Below are 20,727 nucleotides of genomic sequence, written 5' to 3' on the forward strand. Positions count from 1 at the left end.
AGTTTCTCCGGTTAGGCGGCCGTCGGCCAATGGTTAAATAGGCTCAGGCAGCCCTGACTGTCTACGTTGAGCAAGGCTTCACTGTTGTGTAATTTAAATAAATAGTGACGACAAAGCCCGGCTTGACACACAAAACTGTCACTGGCTAAGGCATTGCTCAGAGTGGTTTGAAGTGTGCTTAAGTAATCATTTGCAGCCTTTACCAGATCGTCAGTATGCAAGTCGATATTGAGTACAATATTGAGTAGCCCAGCGCTGAAACTACTGAATCCCAGGTTATTGCCTCCTTCATGCCACTGCTTTATTGCGTTGTGCAGGTCAATGGCCTGTAGCTCAAAGGTCACAATCGGAGAGTCGAGGTTGCTGTTTACTACTGGCGCCAGTATGTCAACAAGGTGATCGGGTGTACCGGGCATTTCTTTTTTGTTGTTTTTCCATGCCAGATAAATGCAAAAGTAGTGGGCAAATTCGCTCAGGCTTTGTGCTTGTTGTGTTGCCCACTGGCAGGCAGGGATCACTGTCTGGTTTGATAGATCATACACTTGCTCACAGTAGCAGATAACGCTGTATAATGTGAGCTGATCATGGAACGAAGCGCCCCAGCCCAGCGTGTGATAGTTGAGATTATAGCGTCGGTAAAAAAGGGCTATTTTGTTTAAAATGGCACTGTCTACCAGGCGATATTTGGCCAGAATGCTTGCCAGCCTGGCTTTGTCTGTTTCTGAATCCCGGTTACTGAATGTTGCCAGATCCCTGAGGTCGTTGGTACTTAGCTCCAGGAGCTTTTTGATGTCGACAGACAGGGGGATCTGATGTAAATACAGCATCGTTGAGTTCATTAGTCCCAGATACAGTTGCTCGATAAATTGCGCTTCTGAGGTGAAACTAAGTACCTCACTTTGTTGTATGAGTGCATCGGTGCTGTGTGCACCCTGATTAAGAAACTGGATCAGGGTCTGCGTTTTATCAGCAAACTGGTCAAGTTGCTCAATCTCTTTATTGTTCACAATGATCGTCATATTCGTCTCCTTAGTCGCCGTTAGCCTTGTATTTGTTCAGCTAACTGCCACCATCGGGAAAATTGTCGAGCAGGTTACTGGCTGAACTACCTACCGCACCAAAGTTTTTGGTGCCATTTTCTACCATTTTATTTGCGGCTTCGATAATGCCAGCGTAATCACCGACTGAGCCGGTGGCCAACATCTGAGAAATGGCGACCCCCATAGCCGTTGTCGCCATTGTATTGATATTTCTTAGGTTATCGGTGGCATCCTGGATAGCTATGGCAGTTGATTGTGAAACCGACTGATAAGCCTTGCCGGCGCCGGAGAGTTTGTTTAGCTCGCCGTTCAGACTGGCGTTTTTTAACACATCCAGTGAAGTCTGTGTCGATGGCCCGACATTTGTTAACTCGTTCATATGCTGTGCCTCTGTTGGTTACTTTTTGCAGTGCGCATCTTTATGACTTAGCTGGAGTCTGCGAATCGTCTTGTTTCTTCTGCGAATCGTCTTGTTTCTTTAGAAGCTCCTTTACTAACGCTTCTACCTGACTTGGGTCCGGTTTCACTTCTGGCGTCGGTTTCTTTGTAGGTGGTGGTGGCGACTGCTGGAGCATTTTTGCACAGCTCGCGGCTGCGGCAGCTGAAGCTGAAGTTTGTGCATTTTGCTGCGCAGAAACGGCATTAAACATCGACATACCTATGGTTTCGCTCGCAGTAACATTGAGCATTCCCATAGACTGCATAGGTGCAGAGCCCATTAGCAAAGTGTTTATTTGATTCACCGAATCGGTGATTTGATCGTTTATAGTACTCATAATAACTTCCTTAGTTATCCAGATTTAATGGCAGCGGCACCGGCTGCGACCATGAGTGTGCAGCATTGAGCAACAGCAGCGCTGGATGTCAGCTGGCTGCGTGCTTCATTTTGCACCGCATTTTCCATCAACAACGAAATAGAATGGCCCATGGTTGTTGATGCGACAGCGAGTGAAAACCCGTTGGCTTCAAGTGTGTTTAACACAGCGATTCCTCATTAAACTCTCTCAGATGACGCTGACCGAAATGGTACTGATACGATTAGTATCAGTACCCAGGCGGCTTGCTTAACGGAAAACCTTGTGAATGCCTTCTGCCGTTGTTGCCGTATTGACGCTCATGAGCGTATCAACACCCTGAACCAAAGCAGCTTGGGCAGTAACCGTATTATTTTGCTGGCTGGTCGTGGCGTTGTGTGCTGCGTTTGACAGCGCCTGGCTGGTTGCAATCATAAAGTTACCAGTTGCAATAGCAGGTGCATCACCCAATACTTTAGTGTTCACTTGTGAGACAGAATCAGTAATTTGACTATTTACAGCGGTTGGAAATGCCATAACTATTTTCCTTTTAAAGTTTTAATAAATAGGCGTTATTGCCTGGTTGTTTAAGACTGAGAAGAGACCGCTACGCAAAAATTTTGCTGGTCGCAACGCCAGTCGTTGCAGTGTCAATGGAGTAAAGAATATTTACACCCATTGTGGTTACCGCTTGGGCGGTAATATTTGCCTGTTGCTGTGCTGCCGTTGCATTATGTGCTGCGTTGGCAAGCGCCTGAGAGGTCGCCTGAAACAAGTTACCCATAGCAATGGACGGTGCGTCGCCCAGTACCTGTACATTGGCTTGAGTAACTGAATCGGTAATTTGACTGTTTACTGCGGTTGGAAAAGCCATAGTGTCGTCCTTATTTTTGTTTTCAAATTAAGCCTGGTTGTTACCGGCCTTATTCTGGGTGTCGTAAACCTGCGCTTTGTAATTGCAGTTGCGCCATTTCAGTTTGTCGCTACGCGCAACCACGGATGCAAAGTGCATTAGTTGCCTAACCCTGCGACAGGTTGTTTCTGCGGTTGCAGAATGCGTTTGGTCGCAATGCCTGTGGTCGCTGTATCAATTGAGTACAGGGTTGTAACACCCATAGTGGTTGCAGCTTGTGCAGTCATGGCTGATTGCTGCTGCGCAGACGTAGCGTTGTGCGCAGCATTGGCGAGTGCCTGAGACGTTGCCTGAAATAAATTCCCCATAGACATAGCGGGTGCATCACCTAGTACTTTGACATTGGCCTGTGTGACGGAGTCTGTGATTTGATCGTTAACTGCGGTTGGAAATGCCATAATTTCACCTATTTGCTTAGAGTTTTTGAATAAAATACAAGTTTGGTGTCTGGTTCATCATGCTTTGTGGAGTCGCCTAAACACTGAGGTCAGTATAGAAAAAGCCAGGTGTCAGGAATTGGCAGGAACACGTGACTTGATTGGTAAAATCGTGGTGATAAGTTGGTAAAACGGTTGATTGCGGTGTGTGCTGATTCCAAAAGCAATCAGCACAAGGCTTACTCATTGACTAATGCTTGGTGCGCTGGTCGCGGTACACACCCGGACTGACACCAACGACCGATTTAAACTTTCTGACAAAAAAGCTCAAGTCAGAGAAGCCAACATCGTCACACACTTCTGTCACCTGACTGTAGGGATCTTCACGTAGCAGTGTCATCGCCGTTTTGATTCGGATTCGTAGTAAGGTTTGTTTAAACGATTGGCCCACATAGCGTTTAAATAAGAACGATAAATGTGACGGACTAACACATGCATAACTTGCAACTTCGCTCAGGCTCAGTGGTTTTTTGAAGTTTTCATCTATGTATTGCAGCGCACGGGCCAACGCTGGGTGAGGTTTATTGGCAGCTTGTAGTTTGAGAAGCGGGGCGGTGAACTGCTCAGTGCCTGTGCTTTGGGGCTCAAATGAAAGTTCATTATCACAGGCAATGAGCGACTGAATTAACGTGGTGAATTCATTGCTCACTCGCTTCGATGGGGCGTTATCAGGTACTTCGGGGTATTGGCTGTGCGTATCGTTCATGGCCGGAAAAATGCTGATGAGTAGTTGTTTGGTGATCTCCTGTTGGCCACTCAAGAATGACAGCTTGTCCAGGCAGCGTTTAAGCTGTTTTGCATTATGCGGCCAGTTATAAGCCGTTAGTGTTGCCATTGCTTGTTTGTCTATTTGCAGGTTTTCTACATGCTGACAGGTTTCTTTGTAATGGCTTATCAAATCGGGTATATCTTCCTGGCGCTCAGCTAGTGATGGAATACTCAGCTCAAGGCAATGGTAGTGCAACCAGCTTAAAAATGAACTGTGTTGTGGTTCTATTAAGGCTTGGTCATGCTTTTGGGTGGAGGTAGAAGTAATGAGTCTTGGAGTCGCGGAAGCGGTGTTCAGGTTAAGCCAGTAGTCTTTAACAGCTTCGGCTTGTTCGGGAGCCAGTGCATCTATATTCTTCAGGTAAAGTGTGCCATCGCGTGTTTGTGAGAGCAGAGATTCTAGTTTTGTAACTGCGCAACTGTCATCCCAATGATTCACACAAGAGACAACCAGTGGATGAGAGTCTGTTTTTCCCAATTGATGTAGATGACTTACCGCTAAGTGTTTACCACTGCCAGGTTGGCCATTGATGTGGACCGGCAAGTTACACTGGGCAAGTAAAACGATTTGCTGTTTTAGTTTAAAAAGTGCGTCACTACTGCCAATCCAGGGCTGTGCCTTTGGTGTTAGTTTCAAAAGTGTAGACATGGTATTTCCTTGTTTTCAGGTTATGTGAAAACATGCACTTCCAGCAAGTGCTGGAGGTGCATGCCGTGTGGTCAAGGAAAATGTATTTTTTTATGCGCCCCGATATTGGGTCAGATACTGGTCACTTGATTCGGGCAATTATTAGGATGATGGTGTCTGGGGTAGGTGTACCAGCTGAAGTCACTGCGTGTTGTCTGGCTCTTGAGTGCTTCCTGAACCAGAGGGTGTACAAAGCAAAAGTGCTCATCACTTTGTGTGACCAGCCCGCTGCAGAGCATTTTGTGTAATACACATAGCGGAGCGCGAATATTCTCGTTGTCGTTGAATTGTTGTAATTGATGCGTGTTGAAACACAGCCCCAGACTGGCAGCAAACTTAAGCGTATTGGCTACTTCACAAGGCATTGAGTTTAAGCAATTGCGGGCAAAGTGTTGTAATGCGTCGGGCAATGCGACGACTGGATCTGGGTGAGACAAAAGCTGTTTGAGGAAATAGGGGTTGCCTTGCGCACGAGTTATGGCATCAGTTGCTCGGTCCCTGTGTTTGTCGGGCACTCTGCCCTGGCTCAATAATGTGTGATTAGCAATTTGCACCATAGCGTCCAGATCTAATGGTTTTAGAATGATAGTGTGGGCATGGCTGAGCCATTTTGGTGGGTGGATAAAGGTTTGTTTTTGTTGCGCCGAAATAATAAAGGTGATTGCTAGTTGAGCGCCGCACGAAGTGAACAACTGAATGAACTGGAGTGCTTTGGTTGTTAAGTTGTGCGCACCATCAATCATAATCGCTATTACCCCTTTGTGATGTGCATAAGCGAGCAGATTCTGTGCAACTTGTTTATCTAATTGCTTGATTCGAGTTTTGGTTAACAGAGCCAGCGTATCTGTTTCATTCTGGTTTAAGTCGCAGCCTAACCATTGACGCAGGCGCAGCGAGCAGAGCGCACTGCTGGCTACCAGGTCTATTTTATGGCGAATGTCATGGCCTGGAGTCTTATCATTGACAGACATGAGTGCCCTGACAAAATACAAAACGGAGAATGGAGACTGAGTGCGCTCGGTAAAAGCATCACATGAAAAAGTAAGGCTGCGCCTGCCTGCTGTGGTCAGCTGTGCGGCAAAAGCCGTCAGCAGGCTGGTTTTCCCAGCGCCTGTCATCCCCTGTAAGTAGAGTGTTTGTAGTGAACAGAGGTTAAGTGTCTGGTTGAGCATTGAATGGAGGTGATTGAGTTCCCACTCTCTGCCGTAGCAAGGGTTGGGCATATCTTTCACCAGATGACGGTAAATCCAGGGGGGGGCATCTGTATCGTTAATGAGTGTGTCAATACTGACCTGAAAGTAACTAGCAAGGCTTTGTATGGTGCGACATAGTACTTGTTTCCCTGCTTCTGCACGTTTTATTGTGGAAACCGAAACAGGTAAACGCCTATTACTGCACTCTTGGGCTAGTTTTTCCCGGCTAAGTGCTTTTTTTTCTCAGCAAACGCAGAGTTGTTTTGTTTACCGCAATTCTTCCGTGGCTGGAAGTGTACATAGTTAGCTCCTTTATCTTGAGATTGATTATTACGACATTGTTACTATTTAATTATTTACCACCTGTGTCTTTGAGTTTATTTTTATGTTAATGGGTTTGGTATTACAAGTTGTTACACCTGCTTTTAGCAAGTCACACAGAAGATGTGACATGTTAGCCAGCTTATACGCGCTCGCTTGGCCTCTGTATTGCTGATTTAATTGCTAGCTCAGACCATTCTTTGCACGCTCTTTAATCACAATTAAAAATGACATGTTTAAAGATTTTTAAATTTTCTTGATCTTTGTTTCACAAGGTTGCGTATTGCTCGAATGTTGACCACCTTGATGGAGAAAATCGTGAAAGTACTAATAAGAATAATGTTGATCAGTACCCTGGCCTTGCTCGCGGCCTGTTCCGACGATGATCATGAAGTCGTAACAACACCACCACCAGAGGAGAATTCGGTTTATGATGCTGCTAGAGCAGCTGGCAGTTTTAACACTCTGGTGGCGGCCATTGATGCTGCAGGCCTGACAGCCACGCTAGATAATACGGACAGTACGTTTACTGTGTTCGCCCCAACCGATGCAGCATTCGCTGCACTGGGAGAGTCGGCCATAAATGAGTTACTGGCGGACCCAGACACACTGGGCAAGATTTTGACCTACCATGTTCTGGCATCTGAAGTGAAAGCCGAGACGGCGCTTACCTTAGCCGGGCAAACGACAGAAACAGTAAACGGTGCAAAGCTTGCCTTGTCTCTGTCGGGCGACAACCTGCTCATAAACACGGCGACGGTGACACAAACAGACATAATGACCGACAACGGTGTGATCCATGTCATCGATGCTGTGTTAATGCCCCCCAGTGATGCAACCTCAACAGCGAACATTGCACAGGTAGCGACTCAGGCTGGTAATTTTACAACCCTTCTGAAGGCCGTCGAAACAGCCGGTTTGACCAGTGCCCTGACCGGTAGTGATGATCTGACTGTGTTCGCGCCTACTGATGCTGCGTTTGCAGCGTTGGGTACCAAAACCATCAATACCTTGCTGGCAAACCCTGAAGTGTTGGGCAGTATACTTAAACAGCATATTGTGGCAGGTAAAGTCGACTCGGTGACGGCCATGTCGCTCAACGGTAAAAACGCGACAACCCTGGAACAAAATCAGCAAAGTGTGGCAATTGATGCTGCCACAGACATGCTGAAGTTTGCAGGTGTAACGGTAACGCAAACTGATATACCGGCCTCAAACGGTGTGATCCACGTATTAGATGCGGTGGTTGTTGGCGATATCAGTGTGCCGGAATCGCTGGGCCTCATTCCTGAGGTAGCTGCAGGTGCAGGTTCCTTCAATACCTTATTGAGTTTGGTGACAGCAACGGGCCTGGACGCAACACTGGGCGACCCGACTACCAAATTCACCGTTTTCGCGCCCACTGACGCGGCGTTTGCAGCCCTTGGCCAGGCTACACTCGACGCATTGGCCGCTGACACCGACAAACTGAAAGACATTCTTCTGTATCACGTTGTTGCAGGGCAGAGTGTAATGTCAGACACCGCTGCTGGTATTGCGTCCTCTGCAGACAACATGGTTGCGATGGCGAATACTGATAAGAGTGCGCTAAGCATTGTGGATAGCATGCTATTCATCAACGACGCGGTGATCCGCACTGCCAATGTAAAAGCAGACAATGGCGTTATTCATGTGCTCGACAAGGTGATCATGCCGCCAATGGATAAAATGGCGACAGACAAAACCATTGTCGATGTAGCGATGGAGACAGATGATTTGTCGACGCTGGTGACTGCACTTCAGACTGCCAATCTGGTCGATGCTTTGTCAGATACTACTAAGCAATTTACCGTCTTTGCGCCAACCAATCGCGCATTTCAGAAGATTCCCGCGGCCGATTTAAATGCTCTGCTGGCTAACCCAGCAGGCCTTACTCAGGTGTTGACTCAGCATGTGCTGACACTGGAAGCCTCTTCTTCTTTGGCTTTCAGCCTCAATGGTAAGCAGGTAGAAACGTTGGCCACCAATATGCTGGACCTCAAGGCTGTTGACTTTGTATCAACCGCCAACACAGACACTGATATGGTTGCCTATGACGCGATGAATCAAAGATTGGTCTCTGGTAATGGTGCAGCGATGGCTGGCAAAACGCTGTACGTATTTGATGACGACCTGACGTTCGCAAATAGCCAGTGTGTTGATGCATGCGCTACCAACTGGCCACCTGTGATTGCAACGCAAGCGCAGATAGCTAATATTCCGGGCTTGTCGCTGATCGCAAGATTAGATGGCAGCATGCAAGCCGCTTATCTGGGTCGTCCTCTATATATGTATGCTCAAGACGTAAATGCGGGCGATGCAATGGGACAAGGGGTTGGTGGAAAATGGTGGCAAGTAAGTCTACCTACCTCTGGGTTGCAGGTCGAGGGTAGCAACATCACCCAGGTTGATATTTATACCGCAAACGGAGTGGTTCATCTGATTGATACCGTGATAACCACCGTAGATTAATTCCCTTCCTCACTTCTTTCCTATGAGGTTTGGCGCAACGCCCTGAGTTGCGCCTTTTTTATTTGATGACTATTTGTCCAGCGTCAGGACTATTCGGCCATTTATTTCGCTGTTTAGCATTTGATCAAATACATCGTTAATGGCTTCAAGCGGTTGAGTCTCAATAATGGCTTTAACTTTTCCTTGCGCAGCAAATTGCAAGCACTCTATGAGATCCTGGCGTGTACCCACAATGCTACCCACAACACTGACGCCTTTGAGTACAGTATCAAAAATGGGAATTGGCATATCCTCTGGAGGCAGGCCAACAAGCACGCAGACACCGCCTCGTTTAACACTGTGAAAAGACGAGGTAAAAGCGGATTTAGAAACTGCGGTACAGACCACAGCCTGAACACCACCGAGCTGAGATTGTATGGCTTCAGCGGGATCCTCTTTGGTATAGTCGATAACCAAGTCTGCACCTAAAGTGTGTGCCAGTGAAAGCTTCTCTTCACCGCTGTCTACCGCTACCACATTCAGGCCCATGGCTTTCGCGTACTGAATGGCCAGATGGCCCAAGCCGCCAGCGCCAACAATGGACACCCAGTCGCCAGGTTTTGCACCAGACACTTTGAGTGCTTTATAGGTAGTGACACCGGCACAAAAGAGGGGTGCAGCTTCGACAAAAGGCACATTATCGGGGATTTTAACAACATAATTAGCGTCAGCTTTGGTAAATTGCGCATAACCCCCATCAACAGAGTAACCACTGTTTTGCTGCTGCGGGCAGAGGTTTTCGTCCCCTTTAAGACAATGCTCACAGTGACCACAGGCGCTGTGTAACCAGGGCACACCGACGCGGTCTCCAAGCTCAAGATGGGTCACATCGTCTGCTTTTGCTACTACGGTACCAACCCCTTCGTGGCCTGGGATCAGAGGGAGTTTTGGTTTGACTGGCCAGTCTCCGTGGCAGGCATGCAGATCGGTGTGACAAACCCCACATGCAGCAATTTCAACCAGTACTGAGCCGGGCGATAAAGTTGGTTTTGGAACAGTTTGGATCTCTAACGGTTGTTTAAAGGCATGGACGAGTGCGGCTTTCATTTGCTTCTCCCTGATAGGTGTTTGCCATGAGTATAGTGATTTGTACCTGTCATAATTTGATCCGGCGCAAATTCAGCACCAACAAAGTCAGCAATTTGCTGCGGCCATCTTTTATCGACTTTCAGTTAGAATGTAACGATTGTCATACACTGCGCCCAAGATATCTGTGCGTTTTTCAAATGAGCGACTAAACTTCATGAAAAATAGCAGCTTGTGTCACCAACAGCTGGGTTAAGCTAAAGTGATCAAGCCTGGTTTAGGTAATTAAATAGGTACGTAAGCCACTGTAATTTACCCCAGCCAATTGCTGAGTTAGCATTTGGCGTATGCTCTGAACGGCTACTTATCGTTATTTTTATGCTGTTCAACGCCTATGGGTTCTGGCACAACGGTTGTCTAAACTCAGCCATGGGTAATATTATCGTTACGCATATGTTAAATTTGTGATTGGTTTTGCTTTATTTTTTAGTGCTTTGTGTTAGCATCAAGAGGTAAATCATCAAACAGGAACCTGACAGCCAATTGTTTAAACGGCTTAGCAGAAGATAAAAACAACATTAGGGAATGGTATTTTTAGTTCAGTTGTCGTCCCGCTAGATTAACACTATCAGAATATTTTAGCCTGATTGAATGCAATAGATTTAGATTGTTTTCAAGGATAATCAAAGTTTTATGTTTTTCAGGCGAAAAGGTGTAGTTGATTAGCATAGCTTGCGGTTTTAAGCGGTTAGTTAACCTTTAAAACCACAATGACCCTGTGCTGCGTTTTCGCGGTTAGGTGTGATCGGACAGGTCATACTTTGTCATTGTGTTTATGTAATTAATTGGTTTTTGCCAATTTTACGGATCGGACAACTGTACTCAGCCTCGATAGCGGCACGGCGTTGTATTGCCTGCTCAGGGTCATTGAGTCAGATGTTCTGGTCAAAGGAACTTACTCAATAAACCTTGTATGGGTATGGCATGAATAACGATTTAGTGGCTACATTAGTGACATTGGCCCGGACACGTGGCGATGACATTGCATATCAGTATTTCTTCGAAGACAATCAACCGGCAGTTTCCCTGAGCTACGCAGAGCTCGACCTGAATTCCAGACGGATCGCGGCACGCTTGCTGACTTACTTTGAAAAAGGCGACAGAGCTTTGCTCTTGTACAACTCAGGGTTTGAGTTTGTAGAAGCGTTTTTTGCCTGTCTGTACGCTGGCATTGTGGCCGTACCGGCATACCCGCCAAAAAAGAACCAAAATACCGACCGCCTGAGAAGCATTATTGAAGACGCCGGTGCAACGGGTGCACTGACCAGCAACAAGATCTATGAAATTGCACAGCCGCTATTTGAAGCCGAGGAAAGTCTGAGCAATGTGTCTATCATTGCCACCGATGGTGAGGGGGTTGAGCTGGTCGAGCCCATGGCCTGGCAGGATATCCAGATTGCGTCACAAGACCTGGCTTTTTTGCAGTATACCTCCGGCTCGACGGGGAGCCCCAAGGGGGTAATGGTCAGCCATGGCAACATCATGGATAACGAAGAAATGATGAAGCTAGCCTTCGGCCACAGTGCGCAGACGCCCATTGTAAGCTGGCTCCCACACTTTCATGACATGGGGCTGATCTTCGGTATTTTGCACCCTATATACATAGGTGCACCAGCCGCGCTAATGAACCCGACATCGTTTTTACAAAAACCACTGCGCTGGCTGAAGCTGCTGAGTGAGACCAAAGCCGTTACCTCCAGTGCCCCCAATTTTGCCTACGACCTGTGTGTAGACACAATCAAAGAAGAAGAACTGGCAAACTTAGACTTATCGCATTGGCAAAGCGCACTCAATGGTGCCGAGCCGGTTCGGGCCAGTACCCTTGAACGCTTTTACCAGAAGTTCAAACGTTGCGGCTTTCGTCGTGAGGCTACGGCACCCTGCTACGGTATGGCTGAAACCACCTTGTTTGCAACCGGGGGTCGTTTGTTGACTACGCCAGCGGTCCTTACGCTTGACAGTAAAGACATGCATCAGGGCAAAGCGTCGTTGTTAAATACGCAGTCCGCAAGCCGTGCTACGTTTTACGATCTTGATATAGCCGAAGCGACTCAGACAGATAATCAACCCTATTATGCGGTGTCATGCGGCGGTACCTGGCATGGCCACACATTGGCCATCGTTGACCCGAATACAAAACAACGCTGTGAAGACGGACACACCGGTGAAATTTGGGTGAAAGGTGCAAGCGTTGCGCAGGGCTACTGGCGCAAGGACGAGCTGACCGAGGAGATTTTTAAGGCGCGCATTGCTGATGACAACGACGGGCCTTATTTGCGAACGGGCGATTTGGGGTTTGTCTACCAGGACGAACTCTATGTAACCGGGCGCGCTAAAGATGTGATGATTTTCCGCGGTAAAAACTACTATCCGCAAGATATAGAGCTGACTGTGGTGGAAGCCCACAGCGCTATGGACAACAACGGAGGCGCCGCGTTTTCTTGTTTATCAGAGCAAGGAGAGGAACGTCTGGTTATTGTGCAGCAGGTCAAGCGTACCGCTGTGCGCAAACTGAACGAGCAGGAGATCTTTGCAGCGATTACGGCTGCGGTCACTGAGCAACATGGTATTACCCCGTATGAGGTGGTGTTGATCAAGCCCGGGCGGATCCTGAAGACCTCCAGTGGCAAAATTCAACGACAGGAAAACAAACGTCACTATCTTGCCGATACTTTCGATGTACTGGCGCGCTCACGAGCACCGCAAGTGCAACCAAAGAAGATACAAGATAACAGCAAAGTAACTGATTATTCGGGCGTCGAAGCGGCGTTACGTAAAGTTTTGCAGGAAGTCGTAGGGCTGGAAGTCGACCGTCAACCTGGTAGCCTGGATATTGACGCCACCTTTTTATCTTTGGGTGTAGACTCAATGAAGGCAGTGCGGATTTCCGGCGAGCTGATGGAGCTACATGACATAGAGCTCGAAGCAACGGTACTGTATGAGTATCCGTCAATTGCTCAGCTGGCTCATCATTTAAGTCAATTTGAATCGATACGTGAGCGCCTGAGTTGTGATAGTCACACTACGTCTGAGTACAATGCAACGCCCTCAGAGAGTTCAGAAACCAGTACACAAGGTGATGCTTCGACTAGCGAGAGTGAAGGTGACACCGATGTTGCTGTAATTGGTATGGCGTGTCGCTACCCGCAAGCCGCAGACCTCAATGGGTACTGGCAGTTGTTGACTGATAAGCGCGATGCCATCAGTGTACCCGATGCCGTGCGGCAGGCTTTATGTCCGGCACTGAGTAAGACCCGGTTGGGTGGTTACCTGAGTGACATTGAGCAGTTTGATGCCGGACTTTTTGGTATTTCACCGGCAGAGGCCAATTACATAGACCCTCAGCATCGTTTGTTGCTTGAAACCAGCTACCATGCCATCCAGTCGGCCGGAATGATGCCTGCCGAATTGACCGGTCAGCCCGTGGGTGTATATGTGGGCATTTCTCAGAATGACTACTTTAATATGTCGAACCAAGCGCAGCAGGGTAATCCCTATCTTGGCACTGGTACAGCACTGAGTATTGCTGCTAATCGCTTGTCTTATACCTATAACTTCACAGGTCCGAGTCTGTCGGTAGATACAGCCTGTTCTTCTTCCTTGGTTGCTTTGCACCATGCTCTGAATGGGCTCCGTGTTGGTGATATGCCCATGGCCCTGGTGTGTGGCGTCAACCTGATCCTCAGTAATGAGGTCACCGATGCTTGTGACAATGCGCAGATGCTGGCAGAAGATGGTCGTTGCAAAACGTTTTCTCGCGCTGCTGACGGTTATGTACGCAGCGAAGGCGTGGGTTGTGTTTTATTAAAACCTCTGGCGCAGGCAATGGCCGATAAAGACCCTATTTACGGGGTACTCAAGGGCAGTGCGGTAAATCAGGATGGTCGGAGCAACGGTATCACCGCCCCCAATGGTGTGTCGCAGCAGCGCGTTATTAAATCAGCATTGCAACGTGCGGCGGTGGCTCCTGAGGATATCCAGTACATTGAAACCCACGGTACAGGCACAGAGCTGGGCGATCCTATCGAAGTATCGGCACTGGCCAAGGTGTATGGCGAAGGACGTGCACCAAACCAGCCCCTGTTACTGGGCTCAGCTAAGGCCAATATTGGCCACCTGGAGTCTGGTGCAGGTCTGGCGGGGTTGATCAAAACGCTGTTGTGTCTTGAGAAAGCGCAGCTACCTGCACAATTACACACAGAGCAACTGAATGCGCATATTCCATGGCAAAAACTGCCGGTTGAGGTTGTAACCCAGTCTCAGACATGGCCTTCGCAGGAAAACAAGCCGAGACTGGCAGCGGTGAGTTCGTTTGGATTTGGTGGCACCAATGCCCATGTTATTTGTGCGCAACGGCCAGAAAATGTTGCAAAAGCCGATAAAGATGCATCGCAATATGCGGGATACGTGCTGCCACTATCCGCAAAATCAGCCAACTCCCTGACTCAGCTTGCACACCGCTATGCGGATGTTTTAAGTGCAGCCACCCCAAATGAGTTCGATACATTGGTGCGCCAGACTGCGAGAAAGCCCCATTACAAAGAAGCGCGCCATGCCTTTGTGGGCGAGAGTCGCGAAGCACTGGTAGCTGCACTGACAGCTGTGCAAGACCTCCCGGAACTGGCAAGCCAAATGTCGGCACTAGGGCGTGAGCTGGTATTCCTTTTCACCGGGCAGGGGGCGCAATACCCTGATATGGGTAAGTCGCTCTACGACACGCAACCTGTGTTTCGTGACGCCATTGATGAGTGTGACCGCTTGTTGGCGGACACTTTAGGGCCAAGGCTTATTACTGTTTTGTATCAGGATCCCAACGAGGAATACCTGGCCCAAACCCAGTGGACGCAGGTCTGTCTGTTTGCCATTGAGTATGCTCAGGCGAAATTGTGGCAGAGCACCGGTTTGCAACCAGATCAATTAGTGAGTCACAGTGTTGGAGAATATGCGGCGGCCTGTATTGCGGGGATTTTTTCACTTGCCGATGCGATAAAGCTTATCTCAGCGCGTGGCCGGCTGATGAATGCACTTGCGGACAACGGCCGTATGGTGACTGCGCGGTGCGACCGTGAGCAGGCCGATGCGCTGGTGGCTGGCATTGACGGTCAGATATCGGTATCGGCTTATCACGGTGAGTCGGGCGTGGTGTTTTCGGGCCACAACACCGCAATGGACACCCTGTGCAGGACGCTGCAAGAGCAAAACGTGCGTCACAAAGACATTAATACTGCACGGGCATTTCATTCACCACTGATGCAGCCGATGCTCAGTGAATTTGCGCAAGTGGCGGCACAGGTCAAGTATAGCCAGCCTGCTATTGCGTTTGTCTCTTCTGTGACTGGCAAACAAGAAGCGCTGAGGGTGTGTGACCCCAGCTACTGGGTTGAGCAGATCTGTGCCCCGGTGCAATTTGCTGCGTGTATCGCTCACTTGTCTCAGTCAGAGGCTTATATTGCCCTTGAGCTGGGCCCTAAACCTGTGCTGTGTGGTTTATTGCAGGAAAATCGCCCTGCACAGCAGTGCGAGTTTTTACACGTATTACACAATAAAGGCGCCGATTTACCGCGTTTACTGACAGTAAAGGGACGCTTGTTTGAGTTGGGTATAGAGCTTGACTGGACTCATTACTATGGCGATGACACCCAGCCAAGAGTCCCTTTACCTTTATATCCTTTCGATCGCAGCCCTTACTGGATCCTGGATATCCCGTCACAGCGCAGCGCTGCACAAAACACTGACCTTGAAGAGTCTGATGAAGGTGCAGTTGGCGCCTCACGTGATGATGCTATCCGGGCCTTTGTGCTCAATACCCTGTCACGATTATTGGCTATGCCTGTCAGTGATATACAGACTCACATTCCTTTACTGGAGATGGGGGTCGATTCACTGATGATCATGAATGCGGTGCGGACTTACGAGCGGGAATTTGGCCTGGAGTTCAGTGTGCGCCAGTTCTATGAGGAGCTTAGTACGGTAGACCTGCTGGTAGCATATATCATAGAGCACAGTGATTATCACAGTGCAGCGACAGCGCCGTTGGCAGTCACCACTGAGCCTCCTCAGCCAAATAGCGATGTGGCAAGTCCCGCGGCAGTTGAACAAGGTGCGCTGAATGTCTCTTCTGAGCTTGTTGCAAACATTTGCCGGGAGCAGCTGCAGGCCGCCGCATCTGTATCTAATACGACTGCCGCGCAAAGCGTTGAAGCCGTTGCTGCCCGCCAACTTGCGATGTTGCAGGGTCATCAGAATAACTTTGCTATTTCCAACCCGACCACTCGTCTTGCCACACAATCTGCAGAGCAGACCATTAAGACGCATGCTCCAGCCACGTCTCAAAGCGCGCAATCGGGCAGTGCTGCCAGAATACTTCCAGGCTTTGGTCAGAAGCAGATAACGTCGGCTGCAAGCAGCAGATCTGTGCAGCGGCATCTGGCCTCACTCACACACAGTTATTGTGCTAAAACGCCCTTATCAAAAACGCTGGTGTCTGAACACAGGGCACACCTGGCGGACTGTCGTGCGTCGGCCGGGTTCCGCTTGTCCAGTAAGGAACTACTTTATCCTGTATTTGGAAAACGTTGTGAAGGCAGCCGCATCTGGGATATTGATGGCAATGAATATATTGATATTACCATGGACTTTGGGGTCAACCTGTTTGGCCATAAGCCCGCGTTTGTTACTCAGGCGTTGGCACAACAAATTGATGAAGGCCTGCAACTGGGGCTGGCAAGTCCGCTGGCCTGTGAGGTGGCTGAGCTGGTAAGCGAGCTGACCGGACTTGAGCGAGTCACCTTCTGTAACTCAGGCACAGAAGCGGTAATGACGGCTGTGCGCCTGGCGCGCAATAAAACCCGCCGCAACAAAATCGTCCAGTTTGAAGGGGCTTATCATGGCCACTATGACGGTACGCTTGCGCAGAATGTGCCCGGTGGTGACTCGGTAGAACCTATGTGCGGCGGGGTCAGGAGCGGGGCAATCAGTGATAATCTGGTGCTGGAATATGGCGTTGACGCTGCGCTGGACGCCATCAGAGCACAGGCTGATGACATTGCCGCAGTATTGGTTGAACCCGTACAGAGCCGTCATCCGGCCCATCAGCCCTGGGCATTTTTGCAGGCATTAAGGGCACTGACGACAGAGCTGGGCATTGCACTTATCTTTGACGAGATGATCACCGGGTTCAGAGCGCATCCGGGTGGGGTGCAAGCGATGTTGGGGATCCAGGCAGACATGGCTACCTATGGCAAGATTGTTGGTGGAGGGTTGCCGATTGGGGTGGTTGCCGGTAGTCACGATTATCTGGATGGCATTGATGGTGGCCATTGGCAATATGGCGATGCGTCTTACCCGCAGGCCGATACCACTTTCTTCGCCGGCACATTTTGCAAACACCCACTGGTGATGGCCAGTGCTAAGGCGGTTCTGAGTGAGATAAAACAACACGGGGCCCAGCTTCAGGAAGCGATAAGTCGCAAGACCGACAATCTTGCCAATACCCTCAATACCTTTTTTACTGCACAGAATATTCCAATACAAATAGAGCACTTTACGTCTTTGTTCCGCTTCCGTTTTAGTCAGAACCTGGACGTGTTTTTCTATGAAATGCTCAACCGTGGCGTGTTCATTTGGGAAGGGCGGAATTGCTTCTTATCGGCGGCACATACGGATGCGGATGTGAACACCATTATCCAGACCGTTAAAGACAGCGCACTTGCTCTGAAAGCAGCGGGCTATTTTGGCGAGCCGGATCCTGCGGATACGCTGCCTGTGCAATTCCCGTTAACCGGTGCGCAGCAGCAGTTACTGGCGCTGGCTTTAAAGTCAGAACAAGGTGCGCAAGCCTATCATGTGCAGGCCGTGTTACGTCTCAGCGGTCAGTTAGACAAGGCACGTCTAGCGCAGGCTGTTGCCCAGCTGCAAACCGACTATTCATTGCTAAGTTATTCGGTTGACCCGGACACCCTGTCTCATGTTCGACTTGAAGCATCGGCTGTATCCTTGATTGAACATGCAAATACAGAACAGTCATTGCAGGTCATGTTAGCCGATGTGCGATACCGTACATTTGAGTTCGGTACTGAGCCACTTTGTCGCTTCGATTTGCTGCAAGACGGCCCGCAGGCACATGTGCTCAGTATTACGGCGCACCATGTTTTGTATGACGGACTCAGTCTGCAACAAATGATGAGTCGTATAGCGGAAAATTATACTTGTATTGGTGGTGACTTAACTGCGCCAGCCACCGTTCATTTCAGTGCCTATGTTGAAGGCGTGGCACACTACCTCAGCAGCACTCGCTATCAGCAGGACAAAGGCTACTGGCTTGATCGACTGGCACAGTGCGAGGCGCTGGCGTTGCCAACCAGTCCGGGAGCAGGCAGGCAGGAAAGCTTTGCGATTGAAAAGCTGGTATTGGAGCTTGGCGAGCTACCGAATATTGCGGCGCTGAGCAAAGCTCAGGGCTGTGGTCAGTTTGCAACCTTACTGGCAATTTATGCGCTCTGGTTACATAAGTTGACCGGCCAGCAACATATTGCAGTAGGCATTCCAGTCTCTGATCGTCAGCTACTCAGTGATGCGTATGATCCGGACTGTCTTGATCAGCATTTACCGGGCTACTGCACCAACATTTTACCTTTGGTGGCTGATTTCTCGGGTCCCCTTACTGTTGCTGCCTTGGTTAAGCAACTGCAAAACAGCCTGCTTGAAGCCTTTGAGCATCAGCACCTGCCATACAGCGAGCTGACCCATGAGGCCGTGTTCTTGCCAGAGACTTTGTTCAATCTGGATAAAGTGCAAAAGCTTCCCGAATTTGACGGACTAACGGTATCAAGTTGTCCAACGGATACCCGGTTTGGTCAGTATGAATTAAGCTGCAACTTATTGTGTATCAATGGTCAGTGGACACTGGAGCTGGAGTATCTGAGTGCGCGCTATGACAGCGATATGATGGCGCACTACGCCCAGTCGCTGGTTCGCTTATTTGCGGGCCTGCAAGCTACGCAGGACTGTGACAAGGTGAGTCTGCTGGATAGTCAGATGCATGCGCAGCTAGTCACACCTATTTCAGAGACGCTCGGACAGCCACTGCTGTTGGATGCATTGTCGGCACGGGCGGCTCAGCAGCCACAAAACACCGCACTTATCTGCGCAGAACAAGCACTGTGCTATGAGCAACTGCAAGAGCGCGTTAATCAACTGGCAAACTATATATCTGCCAGAGGAGTCGGTGCCGATTCTCTGGTGGCCATTGCGCTGCCGCGGCGCACTGAGCTGCTGGTTGCCTTATTGGCAGTATTGAAAACCGGTGCAGCCTTCCTGCCGCTGGATCTGGCTTTCCCTCAGGCCAGGTTAAAAGAGATGCTAAGCGACAGTCAGGCAAGTTGTTTGCTGTGTGACGCAATGAGTGAGGCTGCCCTTGCCATTGCGCATACAGACATAGACATTGTTGATTTGGATGTCAGGCAAGCTGAGATTGCACAGTGCGCCAGTGACTTTGATGCTCAGGTAATTACGCCACAGCAGCGTGCGTATGTGATTTATACCTCAGGCTCCACAGGGAAGCCAAAAGGGGTAGAGATAAGCCACGGTGCGCTGGCAAACCTGTTACACACAATGGCCCGCCAACCAGGATTAGATCAGTCAGACTGTTTGCTGAGTGTCACCACCATCGCCTTTGACATAGCCTTGTTGGAGCTGTTTGGTCCACTTATGGTTGGCGGCACTGTATTGCTGGCCAGTGAGCAGGCCTGTAGTGATCCGAATGCGCTGGCTGATCTGATTGAGCAACACCCGGTCACTGTGATGCAGGCTACCCCGACCTTATGGCAATTATTGTTGTCGACATGTCCCAACTTTGCGGCGGGCTTAACTGTGTGGAGTGGAGGCGAACCTTTAAGTTCGGTACTTGCCGCTCAGTTACTCAGCCAGGCAAAAGCGCTGTGGAATATGTACGGGCCTACTGAAACCACTATCTGGTCAGCAACCGAGCAAATATTCCACCCTGAAGACATTACTATAGGCCAGCCGGTAGCCAATACCAGCCTGTATGTACTGCCCGAAAATGCAACATACAATGCCGCTGTGCAGCCGGTGGGAGTATGGGGAGAGCTGTGGATCGGTGGAGCTGGTCTGGCTAATGGCTATCTGGCAAGACCTGAGCTCACACAAGCCCGTTTTGTTGTCCACCAGTTTGATGAACACCACACTGAACGACTATATCGCACCGGGGATCGGGCACGCAGGCTGGCCGATGGCCGCTTTGAACTTGATGGTCGACTTGACCATCAGGTGAAGCTGCATGGCCACCGGATTGAGCTGGGTGAAATTGAAGCGCAGCTACGCAACGTGCTGGGAGATGTAGATGTTCGGGTATTCATCAAAACAACTGGCCAGAATCAAGCCGCATTGTGCGCCTACTGCATTGAGCAGGGCGAACTGGCGCAGCACTGGACTATCAGCACATTACGAAGCGCTCTGGCAAATCAGCTGCCAGCTTATATGTTACCTGAATACCTGTGCTGGCTTGGAGAGTGGCCAACAACAGCCAATGGCAAGCTTGATCGCAATGCGCTGGTGGTGCCGGATAACAATCAACTGGTGCAGACAGAGCTGTGTGAACCTGCCAACCCGATAGAAACGAAGATCCTGACCATTTATCACGAGTTATTAAATTCAGAGCAACTGGGCACCCATCACAATTTCTTCGAATGTGGCGGTAACTCAGTGTTGGCTATGCAATTGATATCAAGGCTGAATCAACACTTTGCTATCAGGGCCACGGTCGGTGACATCTTTGATAACCCCAGTGTTGTGCAACTTGCTGTCCGGGTAGAAGATCTGGTCAGTTCAGGCGCATCGGCTGCTCCTGATGGCGTTGCGCGCCTCAGTAACATTGTCAGCGGTCGTGATATCAGCGTGGCATTTGATGATCAATCCATGACGGAGATGGACTTGTAAGT

12 protein-coding genes are annotated in these 20,727 nt (G+C 49.4%); 2 read left to right on the top strand and 10 right to left on the bottom strand.

The window, feature by feature from the left end; all coding sequences use genetic code 11:
- Positions 1–11 precede the first annotated feature (11 nt).
- The 9 genes from ACXAH1_RS17410 to ACXAH1_RS17450 form a co-directional block, all read right to left on the bottom strand.
- Positions 12–1,019: a hypothetical protein gene (locus tag ACXAH1_RS17410; protein WP_253048294.1), complete on the bottom strand. Its 1,008-nt coding sequence runs from the start codon at positions 1,017–1,019 to the stop codon at positions 12–14.
- A 40-nt stretch (positions 1,020–1,059) separates the two neighbouring features.
- The gene (locus ACXAH1_RS17415; RefSeq protein WP_253048293.1) at positions 1,060–1,419 is read right to left on the bottom strand and encodes a hypothetical protein; all 360 of its coding nucleotides are present in this window, start codon (positions 1,417–1,419) and stop codon (positions 1,060–1,062) included.
- Between the two features lie 40 nt (positions 1,420–1,459).
- Positions 1,460–1,816 carry a RebB family R body protein gene (locus ACXAH1_RS17420; protein ID WP_475198430.1) on the bottom strand — a complete coding sequence of 119 codons (357 nt, stop codon included), beginning with the start codon at positions 1,814–1,816 and terminating at the stop codon, positions 1,460–1,462.
- 14 nt (positions 1,817–1,830) lie between these two features.
- Positions 1,831–2,022, bottom strand: coding sequence for a RebB family R body protein (locus tag ACXAH1_RS17425; protein WP_475198432.1), 192 nt, complete (start codon positions 2,020–2,022; stop codon positions 1,831–1,833).
- An 82-nt stretch (positions 2,023–2,104) separates the two neighbouring features.
- Positions 2,105–2,371, bottom strand: a complete 267-nt coding sequence (locus ACXAH1_RS17430; protein WP_253048290.1) for a RebB family R body protein — start codon at positions 2,369–2,371, stop codon at positions 2,105–2,107.
- A 70-nt stretch (positions 2,372–2,441) separates the two neighbouring features.
- A complete protein-coding gene (locus ACXAH1_RS17435) occupies positions 2,442–2,708 on the bottom strand; it encodes a RebB family R body protein (RefSeq protein WP_010380819.1) in 267 nt (88 codons plus the stop codon).
- A 137-nt stretch (positions 2,709–2,845) separates the two neighbouring features.
- Positions 2,846–3,145, bottom strand: coding sequence for a RebB family R body protein (locus ACXAH1_RS17440; protein ID WP_039607636.1), 300 nt, complete (start codon positions 3,143–3,145; stop codon positions 2,846–2,848).
- Positions 3,146–3,374: 229 nt separating this feature from the next.
- Positions 3,375–4,601, bottom strand: coding sequence for a helix-turn-helix domain-containing protein (locus tag ACXAH1_RS17445; protein WP_475198433.1), 1,227 nt, complete (start codon positions 4,599–4,601; stop codon positions 3,375–3,377).
- 110 nt (positions 4,602–4,711) lie between these two features.
- On the bottom strand, positions 4,712–5,863 hold the full coding sequence (locus ACXAH1_RS17450) for an AAA family ATPase (RefSeq protein ID WP_475198434.1): 1,152 nt from the start codon (positions 5,861–5,863) through the stop codon (positions 4,712–4,714).
- 609 nt (positions 5,864–6,472) lie between these two features.
- Between ACXAH1_RS17450 and ACXAH1_RS17455 the strand changes: the two genes are divergently transcribed.
- The gene (locus ACXAH1_RS17455) at positions 6,473–8,644 is read left to right on the top strand and encodes a fasciclin domain-containing protein (RefSeq protein WP_475198435.1); all 2,172 of its coding nucleotides are present in this window, start codon (positions 6,473–6,475) and stop codon (positions 8,642–8,644) included.
- A 69-nt stretch (positions 8,645–8,713) separates the two neighbouring features.
- Here the strand turns inward: ACXAH1_RS17455 and adhP are convergent, their stop codons facing one another.
- Complete coding sequence (adhP, locus tag ACXAH1_RS17460; RefSeq protein ID WP_475198436.1) at positions 8,714–9,730, bottom strand: alcohol dehydrogenase AdhP; 1,017 nt, start codon at positions 9,728–9,730, stop codon at positions 8,714–8,716.
- A gap of 963 nt (positions 9,731–10,693) precedes the next feature.
- Between adhP and ACXAH1_RS17465 the strand changes: the two genes are divergently transcribed.
- A complete protein-coding gene (locus ACXAH1_RS17465; protein WP_475198438.1) occupies positions 10,694–20,725 on the top strand; it encodes an amino acid adenylation domain-containing protein in 10,032 nt (3,343 codons plus the stop codon).
- The last annotated feature ends 2 nt before the right edge of the window (positions 20,726–20,727 follow it).

The organism is Pseudoalteromonas sp. AWH4_217 (assembly GCF_056161105.1).